Raw genomic sequence first — 17,709 nt, forward strand, 5'->3', positions numbered from 1 at the left:
TCAGCCGTCCCGGGGGGCCGCGCCCGGCAGCTGCCAGCTGGCGGTGATCTTCATGGCGGCCTGTGCGCTGCCGCCGGCGATGCCGAGCTTGAGGTCCTGCCCGATCTGCACGCCGAACTCCACGGAGAGTTCCTGCGGCGGATTCTCCGAGTGGGCGACGGAGTCGTGCACCTCCTGGAGCAGCGGGCCGAGCGGGCTGAGCACCGCACGCAGCCCGTCCCCGGCGAGCGCGGCGACCCGCTCCCGGCCCCGGCCCACCGGCTCGACGGTGCCGGCACCGTCGGGCAGATCCGCGCGCGCGGCGGGCACGGCGGGCGCCGGTGTCCCGACGGGGGAGAGGGCGAGGCGGACCAACGTGCGGTCGGACAATTGCAGTTCGGCGTACTCCGGCATCCGTCCATTGTGCCGTCCGGCACCCCTGTGGCCACCCGTTTCTCAGGATCCGGGCGCGCCCGGACGCGTACATGACCAGGCGTCAGGGACGCGGGACGGGCGCGGGGGGCGGCACGGAGGCGCTGTGTGCCGTGGCGCAGGGGACAGTGATGTCCCTGGATGACCGGGGGATGTCCCTGGACGGCCGGGGTCGGGGTGGGCTCGGTGTTTAATGTCCTGACAATGTGACCTCTGGACTTCCCGTCATGGGCGTAGGCGGATACCCTCACCGGCGTGGGGAAACAAGATGCAGTCACCGAGGGCGCCGAGAGCCCTGTCCAGTTCAGCGTCGACCGGAGCAGCCCGGTCCCGCTGTACTTCCAGCTGTCCCAGCAGCTGGAGGCCGCGATCGAGACCGGCAAGCTGGCTCCGGGCAGTCTGCTCGGTAATGAGATCGAGTTGGCGGGCCGGCTGGGCCTGTCGCGGCCGACCGTCCGGCAGGCCATCCAGTCGCTGGTGGACAAGGGGCTGCTCGTCCGCCGCCGCGGCATCGGCACCCAGGTCGTACACAGCCAGGTCAAGCGTCCGCTGGAGCTGAGCAGTCTCTACGACGACCTGGAGGCGGCCGGCCAGAAGCCCGCCACGAAGGTGCTGCTGAACACCACCACCGAGGCCACCGCCGAGGTCGCCGCCGCGCTCGGCGTCGCCGAGGGCGCCGAGGTCGCGCTCGTCGAACGGCTCCGCCTCACCCACGGCGAGCCCATGGCCCACCTGCGCAACCACCTCCCCCTCGGGCTGATCGACCTGGAGACCGAGCAGCTGGAGAGCACCGGCCTGTACCGCCTGATGCGCAATGCCGGGATCACCCTGCACAGCGCCCGCCAGGCGGTCGGCGCCCGGGTCGCCGACGCCGCCGAGGCCGAGCGGCTGGCCGAGGAGGAGGGCGCCCCGCTGCTCACCATGCAGCGCACGACCTTCGACGACACCGGCCGCCCCGTCGAATTCGGCTCCCACGTCTACCGCGCCTCGCGGTACGCCTTCGAGTTCCAGCTCCTCGTCCGCCCCTGAGCGTGACGCACGTCGGGTAAGGATGTTCTGACAAACCATTGACGTGGTGTGTCGTACGCCGCTAGAACTCCTCCTGCCGCACTCGGGCGGCGGGGGAACGGAGGCGGTTCACGATGCGTACCGTGCGTACGACCCGTACGGCCCATACGAGGGCGCGCGCCGCGGCGGGCGCCCTCGCGGTGCTCCTGTTCGCCGCCGGTTGCAGCGGCTCCGGTGGCAAGCGGTCCGAGGACGCCGCGGCCGGCTCTTCGGGCAAGGCCGCGAGCACGCCCCGCATGACCATCGGGATGGTCAGCCACTCCGGGGAGGGCGACACCTTCTGGGACATCGTCCAGACCGGCGCCGAGCAGGCGGCGAAGAAGGACAATGTGAAATTTCTCTACGCCAACGACAAGGAAGGGTCACGCCAGGCCGAGCTGGTCCGCAGCATGACCGACCAGAAGGTCGACGGGCTGATCGTGACGCTCGCCAAGCCGCAGGCCCTGAAGGCGTCGGTGCGGGCCGCCGTCCGGGCCGGCATACCGGTGATCACCATCAACTCCGGCGGCGAGTTCTCGGCGGCGTACGGCGCGCTCACCCACATCGGCCAGGACGAGTCCGTCGCGGGCCGGGCGGTCGGTGACGAGCTGAACGAGCGGCACCGGAAGAAGGCCCTGTGCGTGATCCACGAGCAGGGGAACGTCTCCCTGGAGGACCGCTGCGCCGGAGTGAAGAAAGCATTCCGCGGTACGGTCGAGAATCTGAACGTCGACGGGACGAACGCACCGTCCTCCCAGTCGTCGATCGAGGCCAAGCTCCAGTCGGACCAGGGCATCGACGCGATCGTCACGCTCGGCGCCCCCATGGCCGCGATCTCGGTCAAGGCCCGGGAGCAGGCCGGCGGCGCCGCGCAGATCGCGACCTTCGACCTGAACGCCGCCGTGGTGAAGAGCCTCAAGGCGAAGGACATCGCCTTCGCCGTCGACCAGCAGCCCTACCTCCAGGGGTACGAAGCGGTCGATCTGCTCTGGCTGAACCGGACCAATGCGAACGTACTGGGCGGCGGCCGTCCGGTGCTCACCGGCCCCGCGGTTGTCACCGGCACGGACGTACCGGCGCTGGAGAAGTACACCGCTCGCGGGACCCGCTGACCCCGGGACGAACAGGCATAACGGATACTTGGCGGTTGGGTCCGACCCGTCGGACCCGGGAAATGACTACGGACAGTGAGATCCGCGGGATCCCATCGATTCAGCGATCCAACGAGAAGGGCACGACCTCGTGGCAAGGGTTCGGACAGGGGCACGCGCGCTCGGCGCGGTGCTGGCAGGGGTGCTCGGCCTGGCCCTGGCGGGCTGCAGCGCCACCGGCGGCAAGCGGGCCGAGGAGGCGCGCGAGGCGCAGGTGGCCGGCGGCCGGGCGGCCGTGAACACCCCGAAGTGGACCTTCGCGATGGTCAGCCACTCGGGCGACGGCGACACCTTCTGGGACATCGTGCAGAACGGCGCCAAGCAGGCGGCCGCCAAGGACAACATCAAGTTCGTCTACGGGCACGACGAGGAGGGCAGCCGCCAGGCGCAGCTCGTGCAGTCCTACATCGACCAGAAGGTCGACGGGCTGATCGTCACGCTCGCCAAGCCGGACGCCATGAAGGGCGCGCTCGCCAAGGCCGAGAAGGCCGGCATCCCGGTGATCACCGTGAACTCCGGCTCCGAGGTCTCCGAGAAGTACGGCGCGCTGTCGCACATCGGCCAGGACGAGTCGATCGCCGGCGAGGCGGTCGGCGAGGAGCTGAACAAGCGGCACCGGAAGAAGGCGCTGTGCGTCCTGCACGAGCAGGGCAACGTCGGCCACGAGCAGCGCTGCGACGGCGCCGAGAAGACCTTCGACGGCAAGCTGAAGCGGCTGTACGTGGAGGGCACCAACATGCCCGACGTACAGTCCTCCATCGAGTCCCAGCTCCAGGCCGACCCGAAGATCGACTCCGTGGTCACGCTGGGCGCGCCCTTCGCGCCCACCGCCGTGAAGGCCAAGGAACAGGCGAACAGCACGGCCGAGATCGACACCTTCGACCTGAACGCGCAGGTCGCCGACGGTCTGAAGGACGGCTCCCTGGGCTTCGCCGTCGACCAGCAGCCCTACCTCCAGGGCTACCAGGCGGTGGACCTGCTCTGGCTGTACAAGTACAACTCCGACGTCCTCGGCGGCGGCCGTCCCGTGCTCACCGGACCCCAGGTGGTCACCAAGAAGGACGCCGGCGCGCTGGCCGAATACACGAAGCGGGGGACCCGATGAGCACCGCAGCGCCCCCCGCGGAACCGCACGACACGAAGCCGGCCGGCGGCCCGGACGAGCGCCTCGTGCACCGCTCGCTCGCCCGCCGCCTGATGGGCCGCCCCGAGCTGGGCGCGGTGGTCGGCGCGATCGCCGTCTTCGTGTTCTTCTCGTTCGCGGCGAACACCTTCCTCCAGGCCGACAGCCTTTCGACGGTGCTCTACGCCTCCTCGACGATCGGCATCATGGCCGTACCGGTCGCGCTGCTGATGATCGGCGGCGAGTTCGACCTGTCGGCCGGCGTAATGGTCGTCAGCTCCGCGCTGGTCTCGTCGATGTTCAGCTACCAGATGACCGCCAACACCTGGGTGGGCGTCGGGGTGTCCCTGCTGGTCACCCTCGCCATCGGGGTCTTCAACGGCTTCCTGCTGACCCGTACGAAGCTGCCCAGCTTCATCATCACGCTCGGCACGTTCTTCATGCTGACCGGCCTGAACCTCGGCTTCACCAAGCTGATCAGCGGCACGGTCTCCACGAAGACCATCGCCGACATGGAGGGCTTCGAGTCGGCGCGGGTCCTCTTCGCCTCCCACCTCACCATCGGCGGCGTGGACATCCAGGTCACGATCGTCTGGTGGCTCGCGCTGATCGCCCTCGCCACCTGGATCCTGCTGCGCACCCGCGTCGGCAACTGGATCTTCGCGGTGGGCGGCAACGCGGACGCGGCCCGCGCGGTCGGCGTCCCGGTCACCAAGACCAAGATCGGCCTGTACATGGGCGTCGCCTTCGCCGCCTGGATCTCGGGGCAGCACCTGCTGTTCTCCTACGACGCGATCCAGTCGGGCGACGGCGTCGGCAACGAATTCCTCTACATCATCGCGGCGGCCGTCGGCGGCTGCCTGATGACCGGCGGCTACGGGTCGGCCATCGGCGCCGCGGTCGGCGCCTTCATCTTCGGCATGACCAGCAAGGGCATCGTGTACGCCCAGTGGAACCCGGACTGGTACAAGTTCTTCCTCGGGGCGATGCTGCTGCTCGCCACGCTGCTGAACGCCTGGGTCCGCAAGCGCGCGGAGGCGAGCAAATGAGTACCGCGACCGACCGTGACCCCGGCACGGAATCCCGTACGCCGCTCGTCGAGCTGCGCGACGTCAGCAAGTTCTACGGCAACGTCAAGGCCCTCGAAGGCGTCTCGCTGGAGGTGCACCCGGGGGAGATCTCCTGCGTCCTCGGCGACAACGGCGCCGGCAAGTCCACCCTCATCAAGATCATCGCGGGGCTGCACCAGCACGACGCCGGCGCCTTCACCATCGAGGGCGAGGACGCCCGGCTCTCCTCCCCGCGCGAGGCCCTGGACCGCGGCATCGCCACCGTCTACCAGGACCTTGCCGTCGTCCCCCTGATGCCGGTCTGGCGGAACTTCTTCCTCGGCTCCGAGCCGACCAAGGGCTTCGGCCCCTTCAAGCACCTCGACGCCCGCGCGATGCGCGAGATCACCCGGTCCGAGCTGCTGCGGATGGGTATCGACCTGCGCGACGTGGACCAGCCCATCGGCACCCTCTCCGGCGGCGAGCGGCAGTGCGTGGCCATCGCCCGCGCCGTCTACTTCGGTGCCAAGGTCCTCGTCCTGGACGAGCCGACCGCCGCGCTCGGCGTCAAGCAGTCCGGCGTGGTCCTCAAGTACGTCGCCGCCGCCCGGGACGCGGGCCTCGGCGTCGTCCTGATCACCCACAACCCGCACCACGCCTACCTCGTCGGCGACCGCTTCGTCCTCCTCAAGCGCGGCACCATGGCGGGCAGCCACCTGAAGTCGGAGATCGCGCTGGAGGAGCTGACCCGCCAGATGGCGGGCGGCAGTGAGCTGGAACAGCTCAGCCACGAACTGGAGCGCGCCCCCGCACCGGAGCATCTGGGCGGTCACCCCCGGCACTGAGCGGTTCCCGGGCCCGGAGCGCGGTACGAGAACGCGGTACGGGAGCGGCGCGCGGGGCGGCTTCCGCGGGGGCACCGGTTCCCGGCGGTAGCTTCACGGTGCGGGCGGTCGCACGTCGCGGCGCCCGCCCCGTACCGCCCACGCACAGGAGGCCCGAGATGACCAGCGCCCCGAGCGGCGAGAACACCATGCGCGCGATCAGCCAGGACGCACTCGGCGGGCCCGATGTGCTGCGGATGACCGAGGTGCCGCGGCCCGTGCCGCTGCCGACCGAGGTGCTCGTACGCGTGCATGCCGCGGGCGTGAACCCGGTGGACTGGAAGACCCGTCAGGGCGGCGGCATGGCGGCCGTGCTCGGTGACCCGCCGTTCACCGTGGGCTGGGACGTCTCCGGCGTGGTCGAGGAGGTCGGGTTCGGCGTGCACACCCTCGCCGTGGGCGACGAGGTGTACGGCATGCCGTGGTTCCCGCGCCAGGCCGCCGCGTACGCGGAGTACGTCACGGCCCCCTCCCGGCACTTCGCCCGCAAGCCCGCGCTGCTGGACCACGAGCACGCCGCCGCGGTGCCGCTCGCCGCGCTCACCGCCTGGCAGACGCTGGTCGACGCGGCGCAGGTGACGGCCGGGCAGCGGGTGCTGATCCACGCGGCCGCCGGCGGCGTCGGCCACTTCGCCGTGCAGTTCGCCAAGTACCTCGGGGCCCATGTCATCGGCACGGCGAGCGCCGCTAAGCACGACTGGCTGCGCGGCCTGGGCGCCGACGAGCTGGTCGACTACACCGCCGTCCGCTTCGAGGAGGTGGTGAGCGAGGCCGACGTCGTCATCGACCTGGTCGGCGACGACAAGGACGACACCAGCACCCGGTCGCTGGGCACGCTCCGCTCCGGCGGCCTGCTGATCGCCGTGCCCTCCGGCGTCGCGCCCGAACTGGTGGACACCGCCCGCCAGCTGGGGCTGCAGGCGTGCGGCTTCCTCGTGGAGCCGGACGGCGCGGCGCTCACCCGGATCGCCGAGCTGATCGACGAAGGCGTGGTGAAGGCCGAGGTGGAGGACGTGCTCCCGCTGGAGCACGCGGCCGAGGCGCACCGCCGCGGCGAGGCGGGCCGTACCCGCGGCAAGCTCGTTCTGCGCGTCAGCGGCTGAGCGCCCGGCGCCCGGTCGGGGCGGCGGCCGCGCGGTGCGTCAGCGGGGTGCGTCAGCGCTTCGACAGCTCCAGCTCCCTGGCGTGCCGCGCCGCCGCCGCGGCCTCGCCCCGGTGCACCGGACCGTGTCCGGGCAGGACGACGTCGGCCTCCAGCTTCTCCACGATCGCCAGCGACTCCAGCGCCCGCGCGCGGTCGGTGTCGAACATCCGGGGGAGCAGCTGCGGGCCGCGCAGCCGCGAGGTGGGGTGGCCGGACACCAGCCCGTCGCCGGTGATCAGCGCGCCGACCGCCGGCAGGTGGTACGCGCAGTGCCCGCCGGTGTGCCCCGGCGTGTGCACGGGCACGGGGCGGCCCGGCAGGTCCAGCGCCCCGTCCTTCGGGAACGGCTGCGGGTCGGTCATCTTCACGTCCGTGAGGCCGCCCGACCGCACGGCGTGCACGAGCCACGGGAGGACGCCGGGCCGCCAGGCGTTCTTCAGTACGTCGCCCACCGCCACCTGATGCAGGAACTCGCGCCGCGCGTGCGGCACCTCCGCCTCGTGCATCAGCACCGGCACCTTGTGCTCGCGCGCGAACCGGTCGGCCGAGCCGATGTGGTCGCTGTGCGCGTGGGTGACGAGGATCGCCGCCACGGCGGCCGGCCGGTGGCCCAGCGCGGCCAGCGACGCGACCACCTGGTCGTGGTCACCGGGGTAGCCGGTGTCCACCAGCGTCACGGCGTCGCCGTCCTCCAGGATCACCCAGTTGGTGTTCGAGCCGTGCACCAGATACGTACCGGTGCCGACCTGCACGAGCGCGTCGTCGCGCATCGCCCGCCCCTTCCTCGCCCCGAAGGCCGTATGGATCTTGCAATCTCCCGAGCCTAGACGTCCGGCCGGCGACGCGGTAACCGGGACGGTGCGCGCCCGGCCGTCCACCTGACGGCCGGTAAAACACGTACTCCCTACGGGTGATCGTTGGTACCGTCCGGGCATGTCCGACAGCCCCGGAACTTCCCCCGGCCCCGTCACCGCCGCCGACGTCGAGCAGGCCGTCCGGCTGGCCGTCACCACTCTGCGCGAGGCGGCCACCGCCGATTGGAGCGTGCCGGCCGGCGCCCTGGAGTGGGACTGCTGGGAGACCACCGAGCACCTCGCCGACGACCTCTTCTGCTACGCCGCCCAACTGGGCCCGGACGTCCCGCCGGTGGACACGCACGTGCCGTTGCAGTGGGCGCAGGCACGGCCCGGTGGCCCGGGGAACGCGTTCTTCGCCGACCGCGCGGCGGGCCCGGCCGGACTCCTCGTGCTGCTGGAGGCGAGCGGCGCGATCCTGACGGCCGTCGTGCGTACGGCGTCGCCGGACAAGCGCGCCTTCCATGTCTTCGGGGTGTCGGATCCCGAGGGGTTCGCGGCGATGGGGGTCGTCGAGACGCTGGTCCATGTGCACGACATCGCCGCGGGGCTCGGCCTGGACTGGACGCCGCCGGCGGACCTGTGCGACCGGGCGCTGGGCCGGCTCTTCCCGGACGCCCCCGAGAGCCCGGACCGCTGGGCCGCGTTGCTGTGGTGCACGGGCCGCACGGAGCTGCCCGGCCTCCCGCGGCGTACGGAGTGGCGCTGGTACGGCGCTCCGGAAAAGTAAGGGGTGCCGGCCCCCGAGGGGGCCGGCACCAGGAGGGGTACTGCGGTTACGTCACTTGTTGGCGCACTGCCCACTCGTGGGGTTGAGCAGCGAGACCACGTGGACGCCCGTGCCGCAGACGTTGATCGGCACGTGCAGCGGCACCTGGATCGTGTTGCCGGACACGACACCCGGCGAGTGGCTGCTGCTTCCCTGAGCGCCCGAGTCGGCGGCGGCGGCGCCGGCGCCACCGACGATGGCGGCAGTGGCCAGGACGGCCGCGGCTGCGGTGGTACGGATGCGCATAGCGTTCTCCTCACAGAGGGCGGAACATCAACGGCTCCCATCAGAACCCAACTCCGCCGCTGCGGCCCGCCGGGTTCGTCCGTCAGGGGCACACCGCCCGAAAAAACGTCTGTGACCTGCACTTTCGTCGACTCCCCCAACCGAAGGACAGTCCCGTTGGGCGAGTTCGTACCCCTCGTGCCCGGACTTCTCCGTACTCCCCGGGTCGCCGCCACCGGCCATCCCGCCGTCCGGTCGTCCCGCCGCCCGCCGGTGCGGAGACAGGGGGAAATGGTGCACTCGACGTCACACGCCCCTAAGACGATTCTTATATATGTATTTGGTAGCGTACGAGGGTGCGGCTGACGAAGTTCACCGACCTCGCGCTCCGAGCCGTGATGCGCCTGGCGGTCTCCGAAGAGGACGCGTACCCGACCACCCGTGAGGTCGCGGACGCGATGAACGTTCCGTACACCCACACGGCGAAGGCCGTCACCCGTCTCCAGCACCTCGGCGTGGTCGAGGCCCGCCGGGGCCGCGGCGGCGGGCTCGGGCTCACCGCACTCGGCCGGCGGGCGTCGATCGGCTGGCTGGTACGTGAGTTGGAGGGTCCGGGCGAGGTGGTGACCTGCGAGGGGGACGCGCCCTGTCCGCTGCGCGGCGCCTGCCGGCTGCGGCGCGCGCTGCGCGAGGCGCAGGAAGCCTTCTACGCCACCCTCGACCCGGTCACCGTGACCGATCTGGTCTCCTCGCCGACCGGCCCCGTGCTCGTCGGTCTCGCGGGCCGCCCGCCGGAGTGATCCGGGGGCGGCGCGGCCCTGCAGTGCCACCGCAGCGATGCGGCCACGCGCGCAGATAAATGCGAATTTAAAAAGCGAATTAAGGAGTCGTCGTGCTCTCGGAACAGTCCCGCCCCGTCGTCCGCGCCACCCTGCCCTCGGTCGGCGCGGCCATCGGTGAGATCACCGAGCTCTTCTACCGCAAGCTCTTCGCCGACCGGCCGGAGCTGCTGCGCGACCTCTTCAACCGCGGGAACCAGGCCACCGGCGAGCAGCAGCAGGCCCTCGCCGGCTCGATCGCGGCCTTCGCGGGCCTGCTCCTGGAGCGCCCCGACGCCCGCCCCGACGCGCTGCTCGGCCGCATCGCCCACAAGCACGCCTCCCTCGGCATCACCTCCGAGCAGTACAAACTCGTTCACCAGCACCTCTTCGCGGCCATCGCCGAGGTGCTCGGTGACGCTGTCACCCCCGAGGTTGCCGCGGCCTGGGACGAGGTCTACTGGCTGATGGCCAACGCCCTGATCGCCACCGAGACCCGCCTCTACCAGGAGGCCGGCGTCCCCGAGGGCGCCACCTGGCGGCCCATGGAGATCACCGAGCGGCGCGAGGAGACCCCCGACGCGGTCTCCTTCCTCCTGCGGCCCGCCGACGGCGGCCCCGCCGCCCCCTTCGCCCCCGGCCAGTACGTCAGCGTCCAGGTGGAGCTGCCGGACGGCGCGCGCCAGATCCGCCAGTACAGCCTGTCCGCCGCGCCCGGCGGCCCGCAGTGGCGGATCACCGTCAAGCGCGCCGCGGGCGACCCGGCGGGCGAGGTCTCCTCCTGGCTGCACGCGCACGCGCGCCCCGGCGACGTCCTCTCCGTCTCCCGGCCCTTCGGTGACGTGGTGCTGCCGGAGGGTGACGGGCCGCTGCTGCTGGCCTCCGCCGGCATCGGGACCACCCCCGTACTGGCGATTCTCGGCCATCTCGCCGCCACCGGGGCCACCCGCCCGGTGGTCGTGCTGCACGGCGACCGGACCCCGGCCGGCCACGCCCACCGGGACGAGCTGCGCGCACTGGTCCGCTCGCTCCCCGCCGCCGAGCTGCACCTCTGGTACGAGGAGCCCGGCGACGCCGCGCCCGAGGCCGCGCAGGGCCGCCCCACCGTCGCGGGCCTGGCCCTGCCGGAGGGGCTGGCCGCCTACCTCTGTGGCCCGCTGCCCTTCCTGCGCGCCGTCCGCGGTGACCTGCTGAGCCGCGGGGTCCCCGCCGAGGCGGTGCACTACGAGGTCTTCGGCCCCGACCTCTGGCTCGGCCAGGACTGACCGGCGGCCGTCGGAGCAGGCCGCGGCGCACCGGCGGGCATGGTTCCCGCAAACCCCGGACTTTGAGAAAGCCCACAGGTCAGAGGGTTGCGGTGCGCCGTAGGGCGGCTTTGATGCACAATCGCACGGCGGGTGGGCTGCGCCTGCCCGGACGTGACCCGAGGCCATGGCCTCCCGACATCGCACAGGACGTGACGAGCCGAGCATGAGTACGTACCGGGACAGGGTGCACCGTGGATCGGCGCGGGCGACCGTGCTGCGCACGGTCGGCACCCGGGAACGCCGTTCGCACCTCAGCGCGCCCCGCGTGCCCACCGTCGGTATCGACATCGGCGGGACGAAGGTCATGGCGGGCGTGGTGGACGCCGACGGGAACATCCTGGAGAAGGTCCGCACCGAGACGCCGGACAAGTCCAAGAGCCCGAAGGTGGTCGAGGACACCATCACCGAACTGGTGCTGGACCTCTCCGACCGGCACGACGTGCACGCCGTGGGCATCGGCGCGGCCGGCTGGGTCGACGCCGACCGCAGCCGGGTCCTCTTCGCCCCGCACCTGAACTGGCGCAACGAGCCGCTGCGCGAGCGCCTCGCGGGCCGCCTCGCCGTCCCCGTCATGGTGGACAACGACGCGAACACCGCGGCCTGGGCAGAGTGGCGCTTCGGCGCCGGGCGCAACGAGGACCACCTCGTGATGATCACGCTCGGTACCGGCATCGGCGGCGCGATCCTGGAGGACGGCCAGGTCAAGCGCGGCAAGTACGGCGTGGCCGGTGAGTTCGGGCACATGCAGGTGGTGCCGGCGGGGCACCGCTGCCCGTGCGGCAACCGCGGCTGCTGGGAGCAGTACAGCTCCGGCAACGCGCTGGTCCGCGAGGCCCGCGAGCTGGCCGCCGCCGACTCCCCGGTCGCGTACAACATGATCGAGCGGGTCGGCGGGCACATCCCGGACATCACCGGGCCGCTGATCACCGAGCTGGCCCGTGAGGGCGACGCGATGTGCGTCGAGCTGTTCGCCGAGATCGGCCAGTGGCTGGGCGTGGGCATCGCCAACCTCGCCGCCGCCCTCGACCCGTCCTGCTTCGTCATCGGCGGTGGCGTCAGCGCCGCCGACGACCTGCTGCTCGGCCCGGCCCGGGACGCCTTCCGGCGCACCCTCACGGGCCGCGGCTACCGCCCCGAGGCCCGGATCGCCCTGGCCCAGCTCGGCCCCGAGGCCGGCATGGTCGGCGCCGCCGACCTCGCGCGGCTGGTGGCCCGCCGCTTCCGCCGCGCCAACCGCCGCCGGGTCGAGCGCTACGAACGCTATGAACGGGCCGGCCGCCGATGACCGACGTGGAACAGGCTCCCGTGAGCGAGCACCCCGAGCGCCCCGACCGCGCCGAGTCCGCCGACGACCCGGGCAGCCCCGGGCCGTCCGGCCCCTCGGGCCCCGGCGGGCCCGCCGCCCCGGAGGGCGGGGCGCACGCGCCGCCGCCGAGCCGGCGCCGCCGCTGGCTCACCGGGTTCGTCGTCTTCCTGCTGATCGCCATCCCGGCCGGCTACCTCGCGATCTCCGCAGCGCAGAGCCGCGACAGCGGCCAGGAGAAGGAGGAGCGGGCGGCCATGGCGGGGCTCACCTGGCACTGGCCCTCGAAGGTGCAGCGGCGCATCTACGACGTGCGGATACCGGCCTACTCGTACCCGGTCGCCTTCTTCGAGACCAACTCCTTCAAGACCAGCTCGCTGTACGTGACGTTCCGTACCTCCCAGGACGGCCTGGACCAGTTCCTGAAGAACTACGGACGCACCCGCGCCGACCTGAAGAAGGACGCCGTCACGATCTCGCCGGAGCAGGCGAAGCGGGTCAAGTGGGACTTCTCGATCGGGGACGGCTACGCGGGCATGGTCCACAAGCAGAAGGCGCCGCGGCCCACGCAGCGGATCACGGTCGACTTCGCCGAGGACGGCCATCCCGTGGTGTACGTGCTCTCCACGACCCGGTTCTGAGGCGGCGGCCGGCCGCGTCGCACGGCCCGGACGGACGGGTTCCGGTGGCGAAACTCTGATGGAGAACGCCGACCGGATCACAGTCGGGCGTTCCGGGCCAGCCGGTTATGAGCCGAATCCGCCGCCATGACCGACTCTTCAGGCCGGAACGGCGTCCGATTGCTGACCCGGGTGTCAGGAGTGGGCGGTTTGATTGGGTAGCGTGGCCGGGTGAGCGAGAAGACCCTGCAGCACCGGATCGACGGCCCCGACGACGCGCCCGTACTTGTCCTGGGTGCCTCACTGGGCACCACCTGGCACATGTGGGACCGGCAGATACCCGAACTGACCCGCCAGTGGCGCGTCATCCGTTTCGACCTGCCGGGGCACGGCGGATCGCCCGCGTATCCCGCCGCCTCGGTCGCCGAGCTCGCCGACCGCGTGATCGCCACCCTCGACGGCCTCGGCGTGGACCGCTTCGGCTATGCCGGCTGTGCCATGGGCTCGGCCATCGGCGCCCAGCTCGCGCTCGCCCACCCCCAGCGCCTCACCTCGCTCGCGCTGGTCTCGGCCTCGCCCCGCTTCGGTACCGCCGACGCCTGGCGGCAGCGCGGCGTGGTGATCCGTACCAACGGCCTCGACCCGATCGCCCGCTCCGCGCCCGAGCGGTGGTTCACGCCCGGCTTCGCCGCCGCCCAGCCCGCCATCATCGAGTGGGCCGTGCAGATGGTGCGCACCACCGACCCCGGCTGCTACATCGCCGCCTGCGAGGCGCTGGCCGCCTTCGACATCCGGAGCGAACTCGGCAGGATCTCCGCGCCCACCCTCGTCGTCGTGGGCTCCGAGGACCTGGTCACCCCGACCGCCGACGCCCGCACCCTCGTCGCCGGCATACAGGACGCGGGTCTCGCCCTGGTGCCCGGCACCTCGCACCTCGCCCCGGTCGAGCAGCCGTCCGCCGTCACCGAGCTGCTCATCCGGCACTTCTCCACCGCCTGGCAGGACAAGCCGGCCGGGCAGGCGGCGCTCGGCGCCACCCCGCCCAAGCCGGTCCTCGACCCGGCCCCGCCGCAGCCGCAGCCCCAGCCGCCGGCCGTGGCCATCGAGCCGGCCGCCGAGCAGCCGGAGATGGTGCGCACCGGCTCCTACGAAGCGGGCATGAAGGTCCGCCGCGAGGTGCTGGGCGACGCGTACGTGGACCGCGCCGAGGCCGCCGCCGACGACTTCACCGGCGACTTCCAGGACTTCGTCACCCGCAACACCTGGGGCGAGGTGTGGACCCGCTCCGGCCTGGACCGCCGCACCCGCAGCGTCATCACGCTCACCGCGCTGGTCACCAGCGGCCACCTGGACGACCTGGCCGTCCACGTCCGTGCCGCGCTCCGCAACGGCCTCACCCCGGCGGAGATCAAGGAGACTCTGATCCACACCGCGGTCTACTCCGGCATGCCGGCCGCGAGCGCCGCCTTCAAGGCCGCCCAGCGCGTCATCCGCGAGGAGACCACGCCGGAGGACTGAGAGCCGGTGTCCTGGCCCCTCCGGTCCGCCTGCCGCACAGGTCCGCGCGGCAGGATGGGGGCATGGAACTCGAACTCACCAAGAAGACCCACGCCTGTGTCCGGCTGGCCAAGGACGGGCGGACGCTGGTCATCGATCCCGGTGGTTTCAGCGAGGAGGACGCGGCCGTCGGCGCGGACGCGATCCTGATCACCCACGAGCACCCCGACCACTTCGCCGAGGACCGGCTGCGGGCCGCCATGGACGCGAACCCGGCCGCCGAGATCTGGACCCTGGCCTCGGTCGCCGAGCAGATCTCGGCCGCGTTCCCCGGCCGGGTGCACACCGTCGGCGAGGGCGACGTCTTCACCGCCGCGGGCTTCGAGGTCGAGGTGCACGGGCAGCTGCACGCCGTGATCCACCCCGACATCCCGCGGGTCACCAACGTCGGCTACTTCGTCGACGGCTCGGTCTTCCACCCCGGCGACGCGCTCACCGTCCCGGGCCGCCCGGTCGACACCCTGCTGCTGCCCGTGCACGCGCCCTGGAACAAGGTCTCCGAGGTCATCGACTACGTGCGCGAGGTCCGGCCGCGGCGCGCCATCGACGTCCACGACAGCCTGCTCCAGGAGCACGCCCGGCCGATCTACGACCGCATGATCGGCCGGCTCGGCGGCGCCGACCACGGCCGCCTCACCCCTGGTCAGGCCGAGTCGCTGGGCTGAGGACGGCGGCTGTCGGAGGCGGGCGGTAGGTTGGCACTCATGCGCATCGCGACCTGGAACGTCAATTCGATCACCGCCCGCCTTCCCCGGCTGCTGGCCTGGCTGGAGAACACCGGCACGGACGTGCTGTGCGTGCAGGAGACCAAGTGCTCCAAGGAGCAGTTCCCCTTCGACGAGCTGCGCGAGCTGGGGTACGAGGCCGCGGTGAACGCCACGGGCCGGTGGAACGGCGTGGCCATCCTCTCCAAGGTGGGCCTGGAGGACGTGGTCGAGGGCCTGCCCGGCGACCCGACGTACGACGGCGTGGCGGAGCCGCGCGCCGTCTCCGCCACCTGCGGCCCGGCCCGCGTCTGGTCGGTGTACGTCCCCAACGGCCGTGAGGTCGACCACCCGCACTACGCCTACAAGCTCCAGTGGTTCGAGGCGCTGAAGGCCGCGGTCGCGGGCGACGCGGCGGGCAGCCGCCCGTTCGCGGTGCTGGGCGACTACAACGTCGCGCCGACCGACGACGACGTCTACGACCTCGCCGCCTTCGAGGGCGCCACGCACGTCACCCCGGCCGAGCGCGCCGCCCTCGCCGACCTGCGCGGCGCCGGCCTGACCGACGTCGTGCCGCGCCCCCTGAAGTACGACCACCCCTTCACGTACTGGGACTACCGCCAGCTCTGCTTCCCGAAGAACCGCGGCATGCGCATCGACCTGGTGTACGGCAACGAGCCGTTCGCCAAGGCCGTCTCGGACTCCTACGTCGACCGCGAGGAGCGCAAGGGCAAGGGCGCCTCGGACCACGCCCCGGTGGTCGTCGACCTGGACGTGTGAGGTCCCGGGCGGGGCGCCGCACGATGCCCCGCCCGCCGCCTCACGGCACGAGCTCGCGCAGCTCCACCGATTCGGCGAGCGCCTTCAGCCCCTCGTCGCCGGGGTGCAGGTGGTCGCCGCTGTCGTAGGCGGGCAGCATCCGCTGCGGCCGCTGCGGGTCGCGGATCACCGCGTCGAAGTCCAGTACGGCGTCCACGGCGCCGCCGCTGTTCCGGATGAACGCGTTGACCGCCTGCCGCCGCTGGTCGACCTCCGGGTAGCAGTCGGCGTACCCCTCGCAGGGCGCGACCGTCGCGGCCACCACCCGCAGCCCCCGCTCGTGGGCCCGCCGGGCGATGTTCCGCAGGCCCTCGATCACCTCGGCCGCCGAGGTCCCGGACCGCACGTCGTTGATGCCCTCGAAGACCACGACGGTACGGGCCGAGGTCTGCGCCAGCACGTCCCGCTCCAGCCGGTGCTGGGCGCTGACGCCCCCGGTGTCGGTGCTGATGCCGTCGCCCTTGTAGCGGTCGGTGACGATGCGGTTCGCCGAGATGCCGTGGTTGATCACGCCGTACTTGGGCAGCGCGTTCTGCTGCTGGAAGCGGCGCGCGAGGACGTCGGGCCAGCGCCGGTTGGCGCCGCTGGTGGACTTCACGCCGTCGGTGATCGAGTCGCCGAGCGCCACGATCGACCCGGGTCCGCCGGTGACGTCGACACCGGAGAGGAACGGCCAGGTGGTGAGGGTGCCGGTGTAGGCCGCCGCACCCGCGTCGCGGGTGCGGTCGCCGCTGCCGACCGCGCTCACGTACGACTGCTGGATGGCTTCCTTGTGCACGGGCGCCGCGCCGACCGGGCCCGCGAGGTGGAAGCTCACCAGGAGGTTGGTGTCGGCGGGGACGGTGAAGCGGACGGGGTCGCTGAAGGCCTGCGCCCCGGCGGGGATGCGGGTGGCGCGCTTGCCGCCGAAGGTGAGCGGTACGGGCTTGCCGGCCGCCTGCGCGCCGCTGCCCTGGACGGCGACGCTCGCCGCGCCGATGTCGACGGGCGTGGCCGCGAAGGTGTTCTCCAGCCGGATGCGGGCCTGCCGGCCGCCGGCGCCCGCGTGCACCACGAGCCGCAGCGTCTGGTCCCGCCACGGCCCGACCTTGGTGTAACCGGCGCTGCTGGCGGCCCAACTGCCGGTCCAGCCGGGGGTGTCGCGGCGCAGTGCCGCCGAGAAGACGTGCAGGTCACGGTCGGGGCCCGGGTCCTCGGGGAGGGTGACCGAGCGGACCTGTCGGCCGGCGCCGACCGGCACCGTCACCGCGTACAGCCGGACCGTCTCGGTGCGCTGTCCGGTCGCGGAGTTCAGGTGGGGGAGGGCCACCGCCTTCGTGCTGAGCGGGCCCGTCCGCCAGTCCGGCGCGGTCAGTTCGTACGTGCTGCGCGAGCCGTCCCGGTACTGGACCGTGCCGGTGCCGGTGACGTCCCCGCCGGTCGCGGCGACGAGGAAGGTCAGCGCGGTGCCCTGTCCGGAGAGCCGGACCGCCTGGCCGTCGGCGCGTACGTTGTCGTGTTTGCCGTGGGCGGTGTGCGGCCAGGTCAGCCGGGTCGCGTCGAGGTCCAGCGAGCGGCCGGGCGTCCAGCCGGCCGCGGCGAGGTCCTGGGCCGAGAGGGAGTTGCCGGCGCCGTCGAAGTCGGCGCCGCCGGCTCTGGTGTCGTCGCTGACCGCGGTGTTGTCGAAGAGTCTCGCCAACGGCTGTGGCGAGGCGGTGGTTTGGGGGTCGGCGGCGGTCGCCGGAACGGCGGTTCCCGCGACCGTGAGGGCGAGAGCGAGCGGAACGGTGGTGCCCCATGGTCGTACGCGCATCAGTCGTCTCCTTGGGTGGCGGGTGAGCCAGGGGATGAGCGTGATCCGGTCGAGCCGACACGAGCGCCATGAACGTAGAGAGGCGGACGGGGAGCGTCAAGGAAGCACGGAGTGACGACCGGATGACCCGGG

The 17,709-nt window shown here is 72.2% G+C and carries 18 protein-coding genes; 14 read left to right on the forward strand and 4 right to left on the reverse strand.

Annotated elements, in window-relative coordinates; genetic code table 11:
- Nucleotides 1–393, reverse strand: a complete 393-nt coding sequence (locus ABZ840_RS34400) for a CU044_2847 family protein (protein WP_361566880.1) — start codon at nucleotides 391–393, stop codon at nucleotides 1–3.
- A 273-nt stretch (nucleotides 394–666) separates the two neighbouring features.
- Between ABZ840_RS34400 and ABZ840_RS34405 the strand changes: the two genes are divergently transcribed.
- The 6 genes from ABZ840_RS34405 (at nucleotide 667) to ABZ840_RS34430 (ending at nucleotide 6,768) form a co-directional block, all read left to right on the forward strand.
- Entirely contained in the window at nucleotides 667–1,440 is a 774-nt protein-coding gene (locus ABZ840_RS34405) for a GntR family transcriptional regulator (RefSeq protein ID WP_361566883.1), read from the forward strand.
- Nucleotides 1,441–1,553: 113 nt separating this feature from the next.
- Nucleotides 1,554–2,570: a sugar ABC transporter substrate-binding protein gene (locus ABZ840_RS34410; RefSeq protein WP_361566886.1), complete on the forward strand. Its 1,017-nt coding sequence runs from the start codon at nucleotides 1,554–1,556 to the stop codon at nucleotides 2,568–2,570.
- 130 nt (nucleotides 2,571–2,700) lie between these two features.
- Nucleotides 2,701–3,714, forward strand: coding sequence for a sugar ABC transporter substrate-binding protein (locus ABZ840_RS34415; protein WP_361566889.1), 1,014 nt, complete (start codon nucleotides 2,701–2,703; stop codon nucleotides 3,712–3,714).
- A complete protein-coding gene (locus tag ABZ840_RS34420; protein ID WP_361566892.1) occupies nucleotides 3,711–4,781 on the forward strand; it encodes an ABC transporter permease in 1,071 nt (356 codons plus the stop codon). Before ABZ840_RS34415 ends, ABZ840_RS34420 begins: the two co-directional genes overlap by 4 nt.
- Complete coding sequence (locus ABZ840_RS34425; RefSeq protein WP_361566894.1) at nucleotides 4,778–5,626, forward strand: ATP-binding cassette domain-containing protein; 849 nt, start codon at nucleotides 4,778–4,780, stop codon at nucleotides 5,624–5,626. The genes ABZ840_RS34420 and ABZ840_RS34425 overlap by 4 nt, the downstream gene beginning before the upstream one ends.
- Nucleotides 5,627–5,784: 158 nt before the next feature.
- Complete coding sequence (locus tag ABZ840_RS34430; protein ID WP_361566897.1) at nucleotides 5,785–6,768, forward strand: NADP-dependent oxidoreductase; 984 nt, start codon at nucleotides 5,785–5,787, stop codon at nucleotides 6,766–6,768.
- A 52-nt stretch (nucleotides 6,769–6,820) separates the two neighbouring features.
- Here ABZ840_RS34430 and ABZ840_RS34435 read toward each other — a convergent pair whose 3' ends face one another.
- The gene (locus ABZ840_RS34435; protein ID WP_361566900.1) at nucleotides 6,821–7,579 is read right to left on the reverse strand and encodes an MBL fold metallo-hydrolase; all 759 of its coding nucleotides are present in this window, start codon (nucleotides 7,577–7,579) and stop codon (nucleotides 6,821–6,823) included.
- A gap of 163 nt (nucleotides 7,580–7,742) precedes the next feature.
- Between ABZ840_RS34435 and ABZ840_RS34440 the strand changes: the two genes are divergently transcribed.
- Nucleotides 7,743–8,393: a hypothetical protein gene (locus ABZ840_RS34440; protein WP_361566903.1), complete on the forward strand. Its 651-nt coding sequence runs from the start codon at nucleotides 7,743–7,745 to the stop codon at nucleotides 8,391–8,393.
- A 51-nt stretch (nucleotides 8,394–8,444) separates the two neighbouring features.
- On the opposite strand, the gene ABZ840_RS34445 is transcribed toward ABZ840_RS34440, so the two are convergent.
- Entirely contained in the window at nucleotides 8,445–8,678 is a 234-nt protein-coding gene (locus ABZ840_RS34445) for a chaplin (protein WP_361566906.1), read from the reverse strand.
- 335 nt (nucleotides 8,679–9,013) lie between these two features.
- Here ABZ840_RS34445 and ABZ840_RS34450 point away from each other — a divergent pair, with 335 nt between their 5' ends.
- The 7 genes from ABZ840_RS34450 (at nucleotide 9,014) to ABZ840_RS34480 (ending at nucleotide 15,746) form a co-directional block, all read left to right on the forward strand.
- Nucleotides 9,014–9,457 (forward strand): Rrf2 family transcriptional regulator, encoded by a 444-nt coding sequence (locus ABZ840_RS34450; protein ID WP_361566909.1) that lies wholly within the window; start codon nucleotides 9,014–9,016, stop codon nucleotides 9,455–9,457.
- Between the two features lie 92 nt (nucleotides 9,458–9,549).
- Nucleotides 9,550–10,740: a globin domain-containing protein gene (locus tag ABZ840_RS34455; RefSeq protein WP_361566912.1), complete on the forward strand. Its 1,191-nt coding sequence runs from the start codon at nucleotides 9,550–9,552 to the stop codon at nucleotides 10,738–10,740.
- 205 nt (nucleotides 10,741–10,945) lie between these two features.
- On the forward strand, nucleotides 10,946–12,067 hold the full coding sequence (locus ABZ840_RS34460) for an ROK family glucokinase (protein ID WP_361566915.1): 1,122 nt from the start codon (nucleotides 10,946–10,948) through the stop codon (nucleotides 12,065–12,067).
- Nucleotides 12,068–12,087: 20 nt separating this feature from the next.
- Nucleotides 12,088–12,726: a hypothetical protein gene (locus ABZ840_RS34465; protein ID WP_361566918.1), complete on the forward strand. Its 639-nt coding sequence runs from the start codon at nucleotides 12,088–12,090 to the stop codon at nucleotides 12,724–12,726.
- 210 nt (nucleotides 12,727–12,936) lie between these two features.
- Nucleotides 12,937–14,223 carry an alpha/beta fold hydrolase gene (locus tag ABZ840_RS34470; protein WP_361566921.1) on the forward strand — a complete coding sequence of 429 codons (1,287 nt, stop codon included), beginning with the start codon at nucleotides 12,937–12,939 and terminating at the stop codon, nucleotides 14,221–14,223.
- Between the two features lie 62 nt (nucleotides 14,224–14,285).
- Nucleotides 14,286–14,927: an MBL fold metallo-hydrolase gene (locus tag ABZ840_RS34475; protein ID WP_361566924.1), complete on the forward strand. Its 642-nt coding sequence runs from the start codon at nucleotides 14,286–14,288 to the stop codon at nucleotides 14,925–14,927.
- Between the two features lie 39 nt (nucleotides 14,928–14,966).
- Entirely contained in the window at nucleotides 14,967–15,746 is a 780-nt protein-coding gene (locus tag ABZ840_RS34480; RefSeq protein WP_361566927.1) for an exodeoxyribonuclease III, read from the forward strand.
- A 40-nt stretch (nucleotides 15,747–15,786) separates the two neighbouring features.
- On the opposite strand, the gene ABZ840_RS34485 is transcribed toward ABZ840_RS34480, so the two are convergent.
- Entirely contained in the window at nucleotides 15,787–17,577 is a 1,791-nt protein-coding gene (locus ABZ840_RS34485) for an SGNH/GDSL hydrolase family protein (protein ID WP_361566930.1), read from the reverse strand.
- Nucleotides 17,578–17,709 lie beyond the last annotated feature (132 nt).

The sequence above is a fragment of the Streptomyces sp. NPDC047117 genome, from assembly GCF_040643545.1.
GTDB lineage: Bacteria > Actinomycetota > Actinomycetes > Streptomycetales > Streptomycetaceae > Streptomyces.

Coding starts and splice junctions, on each gene's coding strand:
- ABZ840_RS34400 (WP_361566880.1), bottom strand. CDS start 393: ATGCCGGAGTACGCCGAACTGCAATTGTCCGACCGCACGTTGGTCCGC.
- ABZ840_RS34410 (WP_361566886.1), top strand. CDS start 1,554: ATGCGTACCGTGCGTACGACCCGTACGGCCCATACGAGGGCGCGCGCC.
- ABZ840_RS34420 (WP_361566892.1), top strand. CDS start 3,711: ATGAGCACCGCAGCGCCCCCCGCGGAACCGCACGACACGAAGCCGGCC.
- ABZ840_RS34425 (WP_361566894.1), top strand. CDS start 4,778: ATGAGTACCGCGACCGACCGTGACCCCGGCACGGAATCCCGTACGCCG.
- ABZ840_RS34430 (WP_361566897.1), top strand. CDS start 5,785: ATGACCAGCGCCCCGAGCGGCGAGAACACCATGCGCGCGATCAGCCAG.
- ABZ840_RS34435 (WP_361566900.1), bottom strand. CDS start 7,579: ATGCGCGACGACGCGCTCGTGCAGGTCGGCACCGGTACGTATCTGGTG.
- ABZ840_RS34440 (WP_361566903.1), top strand. CDS start 7,743: ATGTCCGACAGCCCCGGAACTTCCCCCGGCCCCGTCACCGCCGCCGAC.
- ABZ840_RS34445 (WP_361566906.1), bottom strand. CDS start 8,678: ATGCGCATCCGTACCACCGCAGCCGCGGCCGTCCTGGCCACTGCCGCC.
- ABZ840_RS34460 (WP_361566915.1), top strand. CDS start 10,946: ATGAGTACGTACCGGGACAGGGTGCACCGTGGATCGGCGCGGGCGACC.
- ABZ840_RS34475 (WP_361566924.1), top strand. CDS start 14,286: ATGGAACTCGAACTCACCAAGAAGACCCACGCCTGTGTCCGGCTGGCC.
- ABZ840_RS34480 (WP_361566927.1), top strand. CDS start 14,967: ATGCGCATCGCGACCTGGAACGTCAATTCGATCACCGCCCGCCTTCCC.
- ABZ840_RS34485 (WP_361566930.1), bottom strand. CDS start 17,577: ATGCGCGTACGACCATGGGGCACCACCGTTCCGCTCGCTCTCGCCCTC.